The organism is Acidaminococcus sp. (genome assembly GCF_057597765.1).
Genome location: NZ_DBMBXK010000018.1, coordinates 21,624 through 28,662 on the forward strand (window position 1 = coordinate 21,624; position 7,039 = coordinate 28,662).

General features: G+C 56.9%; 5 protein-coding genes. All 5 read left to right on the forward strand.

Features of this window, described 5'->3' with window-relative positions:
- The first annotated feature begins 9 nt into the window (after positions 1-9).
- The 5 genes from ACZOF8_RS09840 (at position 10) to ACZOF8_RS09860 (ending at position 6,753) form a co-directional block, all read left to right on the forward strand.
- The gene (locus tag ACZOF8_RS09840) at positions 10-2,058 is read left to right on the forward strand and encodes a DHH family phosphoesterase (RefSeq protein WP_022486625.1); all 2,049 of its coding nucleotides are present in this window, start codon (positions 10-12) and stop codon (positions 2,056-2,058) included.
- On the forward strand, positions 2,018-2,470 hold the full coding sequence (gene rplI / locus ACZOF8_RS09845; RefSeq protein WP_022486626.1) for a 50S ribosomal protein L9: 453 nt from the start codon (positions 2,018-2,020) through the stop codon (positions 2,468-2,470). The genes ACZOF8_RS09840 and rplI overlap by 41 nt, the downstream gene beginning before the upstream one ends.
- Before the next feature lie 140 nt (positions 2,471-2,610).
- On the forward strand, positions 2,611-3,942 hold the full coding sequence (dnaB, locus tag ACZOF8_RS09850; RefSeq protein WP_154488670.1) for a replicative DNA helicase: 1,332 nt from the start codon (positions 2,611-2,613) through the stop codon (positions 3,940-3,942).
- 208 nt (positions 3,943-4,150) lie between these two features.
- The gene (gene purB, locus ACZOF8_RS09855) at positions 4,151-5,443 is read left to right on the forward strand and encodes an adenylosuccinate lyase (protein WP_022486628.1); all 1,293 of its coding nucleotides are present in this window, start codon (positions 4,151-4,153) and stop codon (positions 5,441-5,443) included.
- A gap of 20 nt (positions 5,444-5,463) precedes the next feature.
- Positions 5,464-6,753 carry an adenylosuccinate synthase gene (locus ACZOF8_RS09860; RefSeq protein ID WP_154488671.1) on the forward strand — a complete coding sequence of 430 codons (1,290 nt, stop codon included), beginning with the start codon at positions 5,464-5,466 and terminating at the stop codon, positions 6,751-6,753.
- Positions 6,754-7,039: the final 286 nt, after the last annotated feature.

Genomic DNA, 7,039 nt, shown 5'->3' on the forward strand with positions numbered 1-7,039 from the left:
GGGGATAGTATGGAGGAGAAATCACGCCGGAACCTGTGGCAGTCCGTGCGCATCGGGGTGGCCCTGCTGGGGTCCGTCCTGGTGATTTACGGGATTGCGGTGAACCTGGCCATCTGTACGGCCATCGGGTTCATTTCGGTGCTGCTGGTCTATTATCTGACCTTCCGGAGCAACCGGCTCCGGGAAGCCTGGTTCAACCATTCCATGACCACGGTGGTCCGGAATATTGAACGGGCCAACAATTATGCGTCCCAGCGGATCCCCATCGGCATCGGGGTTTTCGACAAAGAGGGCCATCTCCAGTGGCGGAACCGGCTGTTCAACGAATTCATCGCGGTGGAGGTGCCTCTGGCCACGCCTTTTGAAAAGGTGCTGCCGCCGCCGGACAACAATTTTGCCACCCTGCGGCTCCGGGACGCGGACAAGCAGATCAAGATCGGGGACCGGATCTACAAGATGCTGGTCCGGCGGATCCAGATCACCGACAATCCGGAGGAGGATACGGGGCTGGCCCTGTACCTGACGGATATCACGGACCGGGAACGGCAGAAAAAACGGTATGAGGAAGAACGGCCGGTGGTGGCCTATGTCCAGTTCGACAACTACGACGATGCCATGAAAGGACTCAACGAAAACGAGCGGGCCAGCCTGATCGTGGACGTGACCAAGGCCATCGGGGGCTGGGTGGAGGAAGTCCACGGGTACTTCCAGAAATACACGGAAGACATGTTTGTGGTGGGTATGAGCCGGAAAGGGCTGACGGACACCATCAGCAAGAAGTTCCAGGTGCTGGACCGGGTCCGGGAGATCAAAAGCGGCAACCGGATCAGCCCCACCATCAGTATCGGGGTGGCGGCGGACGGCCGGAACCTGGCGGAACTGAGCCAGAAGGCCCAGGCGGCCCTGGACCTGGCGTTGGGCCGGGGCGGGGACCAGGCAGTGGTCCAGCTGGGTGACGATATGAGCTTCTACGGGGCCCGGGGCTCCGTCCAGGCGAAAAACACCCGGGTCCGGGCCCGGATCGTGGCCCAGGCCATCCACGAACTGATGGTCAGTGCGGACCAGGTGTTCATCATGGGCCATGCCAACGAGGACTACGATGCCCTGGGGGCAGCCATCGGGGTGGCCAAAATGGCTCTGACCCTGAACAAGAGCTGCTGCATCGTCACCAGCGGCCAGGGGCCTTCCCTGAAGAAGCTGGAAACCGTGTCCAAAGACCAGAGCGACCGGTACCTGTCTCTGTTTGTCAACGAGGAAGAGGCCTTGAAGCGGATCACTCCCGGCAGCATCCTGGTACTGGTGGACCACCACCGGGCCATGCTGAGCGCGGCACCCAAGGTGCTCCAGGCCATCCGCCGGCGGATCATCATCGACCATCACCGGCGGGCGGAGGATGCCATCACCGATGTGATGCTCCAGTATATGGAACCGTCCACTTCCTCCACCTGTGAAATGGTCACGGAGATCCTCCAGTATTTTGAAAACAAGCTGCAGTTTTCTGAAGTGGAAGCCACGGCCCTGTATGCAGGGATTTTGGTGGACACCAAGAATTTTGCGGTGCAGACCGGGGAACGGACTTTCGAAGCGGCGGCTTTCCTGCGCCGGAACGGAGCCGACCCCCATATGGTTTCCCTGCTGTTCAAGGATGATGAACATACGGTGCTCACCCGGGCCCGGATCATCACCGAGATGAAACAGCCCCTGCCCGGGCTGGCTGTGGCGGTGCACCAGTGTTCCTGTCAGGACAAGGATACGCCGGTGATCGTGGCCCAGGCGGCGGATGAACTGCTGACCATGGATGACATCCGGGCCAGTGTGGTTTTCAGCCAGAATGAAAACGGAGTCAGCATCAGTGCCCGCAGTGACGGATCCGTCAATGTGCAGGTGATGATGGAAGAACTTGGCGGCGGCGGCCATCAGACCGTTGCCGGGGTACAGGTGAAGGGCGTGACGGCGGAAGAACTGATGCCGAAGGTCCTTGAGCTGGCCAAAGAACAAATGAAGGAGAGCGATACAGATGAAGGTAATTCTGCTGCAGGACATCAAGAAATTGGGTAAGAAAGGCGATATCATCGAAACGGCGGAAGGTTACGGCCGGAACTATCTGATTCCCCGGGGGATCGCGGAAGAAGCCACCTCCCGGAACCTGAACCAGGCCAAACAGGACATGCAGGTGGCCAAACACCGGGCTGCCCAGGCTCATGACGAAGCGGTGATCCTGGCTGCCCAGCTGGAAAAGGTGACCCTGCACATGAAGGTGAAGGTGGGAGCCAACGGGAAGCTGTTCGGATCCATTGCCTCCAAGGATGTGGCGGATGCCCTGCTGACCCAGACCGGGATGGAAGGGGTGGACCGCCGGAAGATCGAGATTCCGGAAACCATCAAGAGCCCGGGGGTATACACCGCAACGGCAAAACTGCTGCCGGATGTATCCGCCAAGTTCAAGGTCGTTGTAGAAACGGAAGAATAAAAAAGGAACCCACCACCAGCCCCAGGCTGGTCCCCCGCCCTTGAAAAGGGCGGACAGACAGGACAATGGCTGTCTTGAGAAGGGGATCGGCACCTCTGTGATACGGTGGTGGGTTTCTTTTCAGGAAGGAGGTCTGCTCTTTGGAAGAACGTATTCCACCCCAGAATATCGAGGCGGAACAAAGTGTGCTGGGGGCCATGCTGATCAGCCGGGATGCCATCGACAAAGCCGGGGAAATCCTCAATGAGGATGACTTTTACCGGCCGGACAACCGGGTGATCTTTTCGGCCATTATGGATCTCCACAGCCGGAACGAGGCGGTGGACCTGGTTACGGTCACCGAAGAACTGCGCCGGTTGGGGAAGCTGGATGCCATCGGAGGCACGGCGGCCATCACCGCTCTCAGCAATGCGGTGCCTACAGCGGCCAATGTGGTGTACCATGCCAAGATCGTGGAGGAAAAATCCCTCCGCCGGCAGCTGATCAATTCGGCTACGGAAGTGGCGGCCAGCGGCTACGAGGAAGAACAGGATATTGCCCAGACCATCGACCAGGCGGAACAGAAGATCCTGGCGGTGGCCAACCGGAAACATTCCGGGGGCGTGGTGAAGATCAAGGACATCGTGAAAAGCGCCATGGCCCGGATCGAGGAATTGTACGACACCAAGGATGCCTTTACCGGCCTGCCCACCGGGTTTTCCGATTTCGACAAAATGACCAGCGGGCTCCAGCCTTCGGATCTGATCATCGTGGCAGCCCGTCCTTCCATGGGGAAATCCTCCCTGGTGCTGAACATTGCGGAACATGTGGCTCTGGACGGGGGAAAATCCGTAGCCTTCTTCTCCCTGGAAATGAGCAAGGAGCAGCTGGTCCAGCGGCTGCTGTGCTCCCAGGCCCGGATCGACGCCTCCCGGCTGCGGATCGGCCAGCTCCAGGAAAGCGAATGGCCCAACCTGGTAAACGCGGCGGACAAGCTCAGTGCCGCCAAGATCATGCTGGATGATACGCCGGGGATGACGGCCCTGGAAATGCGGTCCAAGGCCCGGCGGTGGAAAAACGAGAACGGCCTGGATCTGATCATCGTGGACTATCTCCAGCTGATGCAGGGGTCCTCCAAACGGGCCAGCGACAACCGGCAGCAGGAAATGAGTGATATTTCCCGGTCCCTGAAGGGGCTGGCCCGGGAGCTGAATGTGCCGGTGATCGCCCTGTCCCAGCTGAGCCGGAGCGTGGAACAGCGTACCAGCAAACGGCCCATGCTCAGTGACTTGCGGGAATCCGGGGCCCTGGAACAGGATGCGGATATTGTTTGCTTCATCTACCGGGACGATTACTACAACCCGGATACGGAACAGAAGAACGTGGCGGAACTGATCGTGGCCAAGCACCGGAATGGTCCGGTGGGCACGGTGCCGCTGTATTTCCGGAAGGATATCACCCGGTTCGAGGATCTGAGCCGGAGACCGGAATAAATGCGGCTGCCATACAGCAGCCGCCTGTCAATGGTCAATTGTCAATTGCCGAAGGAAAGAACCCGCTTGGAACAGCGGGTTCTTTTATTGCAAACAAAAAATTCTTGTCGTTGCGAAGCGTTCGGTAAAATGATACAATAAAAAGACAGCGGGAACGGTGTGTTCCCTCGTTATGCCATTTTTTTGTTATACCTAAGGAGGAAGTATTGTGATTCCACGTTATACCAGTAAAGAAATGGGTTCCATCTGGACGGAAGAAAACGAAGACCGCAACATTGTCAAAGTTGAAGTCACGGCCTGCGAAGCCATGAACAAACTGGGCATTGTACCGGATGATGCGCTCCATGACATCCAAACCAAGGCGGACTTCGATCTGGACCGGGTCCATGAAATCGAAAAGACCACCAACCATGACATCATTTCTCTGCTTACTTCTGTGGCTGAACACGTCGGCGATGCTTCCAAATATATCCATAAAGGCCTGACCTCCAACGACGTGAAGGATACGGCCATGGGGCTCATGATGAAACATTCCGCGGAAATCCTGATCCGGGAAGAAAAGGAACTCCATGAAATCCTCAAGAGCCAGGCTCAGAAATACCGTCACACCCTGTGCGTGGGCCGTACCCACGGGATCCATGCGGAACCTATGACCTTCGGCCTGAAGTTCCTGCTGTGGATGTCTGAAACCGAACGGAACATCGAACGGCTGGAAATGGCCAAGAAATACATCTCCGTAGGGAAACTCAGCGGTGCCATCGGGACCTATTCCAACATTGACCCGTTTGTGGAAAAATACGTGTGCGAAAAACTGGGGCTGACCCCTGTGCCCATTGCCAACCAGGTTGTCCAGAGAGACCGCCATGCCTTCTATCTGAGCACCATCGCCGTGTGCGGCGCCACCCTGGAAAAGATGGCCACGGAAGTCCGTCATCTCCAGCGTACGGAAGTCCGGGAAGCGGAAGAATATTTTGCTCCCGGCCAGAAGGGCTCTTCCGCCATGCCTCACAAACGGAACCCCATCACCTGTGAAAAGATCTGCGGCCTGGCCCGGGTGCTCCGGGGCAACGCGGAAGCTGCCATCGAAAACGTGGCCCTGTGGCATGAACGGGATATTTCCCATTCTTCCGTGGAACGGATCATCCTGCCGGATTCCACCATCCTGCTGGACCACATGCTGCGGAAAATGAAGGACATCATGGGCAAGATGCTGGTATATCCGGAAGCCATGATGCGGGACCTGAACCTGACTGGCGGCCTGATCTACAGCCAGAACCTGCTGATTGCCCTGGTAAGCAAAGGGGTGCTCCGGGAAGATGCCTACAAGTGGGTGCAGCGGAACGCCATGGCCCGGTGGATGGAAGGGGCCGACTTCAAGACCAACGTGGAAGCGGATCCGGACATCGACAAGTACCTGACCAAAGAAGAAGTGGAAGCCTGCTTCGAACCGAAACATATGCTGAAGCATGTGGATGAAATCTACGCCCGGTTTGGAATGTAACCCGAAAGAAGGAGAACTCTATGTCATCTGTTGTTGTAATCGGTTCCCAGTGGGGGGACGAAGGTAAAGGCAAGATCGTTGACTACCTGGCCCAGCAGGCTGATGCGGTGGTCCGCTATTCCGGCGGTTCCAACGCTGGTCATACGGTGGTGGTCAATGACGTTTCCTACAAGCTCCGTCTGCTGCCCAGCGGGATTTTATACAAGGACAAAACCTGCATCCTGGGCAACGGTGTGGTGATCAACCCCCGTGTGGTGCTCCAGGAAATCGCCGAAATGAAGGCCAAGGGCGTGGATACCAGCAACCTGCTGATCAGCGACCGGGCCCATGTGGTGTTCCCGTACCATGAAAAGCAGGACGAACTCCAGGAAGCTGCCCTGGGGGATGCCAAGATCGGCACCACCAAAGGGGGCATCGGACCCTGCTATATGGACAAATATGCCCGTACCGGGATCCGGGTCTGCGATCTGATGAACAAAGACGTGCTGGCTGCCAAGCTGAAACGGAACCTGGATGCCAAGAATGCCCTGTTCACCAAAGTCTACGGGGCAGAACCTCTGGCCTATGAACCCATGCTGAAAGCCTACCTGGACTATGCGGAAGAACTGCGGCCCCATGTGACTGACACCAGCGTAGCTCTGGGGAACATTTTCGATGCTCACAAGAAAGTCCTGTTCGAAGGGGCTCAGGCCACCTTCCTGGACATCGACTACGGCACCTATCCCTATGTGACCAGCTCCAACCCCACCGCCGGCAATGCAGCCACCGGCAGCGGCGTAGGGCCCCGGTTCATCGACCATGTGGTGGGCGTGGTGAAAGCCTATACCACCCGGGTAGGGGAAGGCCCCTTTGTGTGCGAACTGTTCGATACTGACGGCCCGGGAACCTATCTCCGGAACACCGGCCATGAATTCGGCACTGTCACCGGGCGGCCCCGCCGCTGCGGCTGGCTGGATGCCTTCATGGTGAAATATGCTGCCCGGCTGAACTCCATGGATGCCCTGGCCATTACCCGGCTGGATATCCTGGACGGCATGGACGAAATCAAGATGTGCACCGGCTGGACCATCGACGGAGAACCCATCCAGCACATCCCGGCGGATCTGACCATCCTGGCCAAAGCCAAACCGGTTTACGAAACCTTCAAAGGCTGGAAAAAGGACATTTCCGGGGTACGGTCCTACAGCGACCTGCCGGCGGAAGCCCAGGCCTATCTGAACCGGCTCAGCGAAGTGGTGGGCGTGGAAATCGGCATTGTGTCCGTAGGCCCCAACCGGGATCAGACCTTCTCTCTGAAGGAATTCTTCTGAGCAGGAAAATAAATTTGAAAAAGGCAGAGAAAATGCTTGCATTTTCTCTGCCTTTTTGCTATACTAAATAAGCTTTCTCGAAGAGAAAGCAACAGACTGAAACTTGATCAGCAGCGAAATGTTTCAACTGAAATATTGAAAGAAAAAAGTTGTTGACAAAGAAACGAAAGTCTGGTATTATATAGAAGCTGTCGCTGAGACAGTGAGACGAACTTTGAGAACTGAATATTGTTGACAGATGTGCGGGTCAAGTCACTTTTAGTGATGAGATCGAGTCACCTGGATG

What these genes read in the sequence shown, in the direction of transcription:
- rplI (WP_022486626.1), top strand. Translation starts at nt 2,018, where the DNA reads ATGAAGGTAATTCTGCTGCAGGACATCAAGAAATTGGGTAAGAAAGGC.
- ACZOF8_RS09860 (WP_154488671.1), top strand. Translation starts at nt 5,464, where the DNA reads ATGTCATCTGTTGTTGTAATCGGTTCCCAGTGGGGGGACGAAGGTAAA.
- ACZOF8_RS09840 (WP_022486625.1), top strand. Translation starts at nt 10, where the DNA reads ATGGAGGAGAAATCACGCCGGAACCTGTGGCAGTCCGTGCGCATCGGG.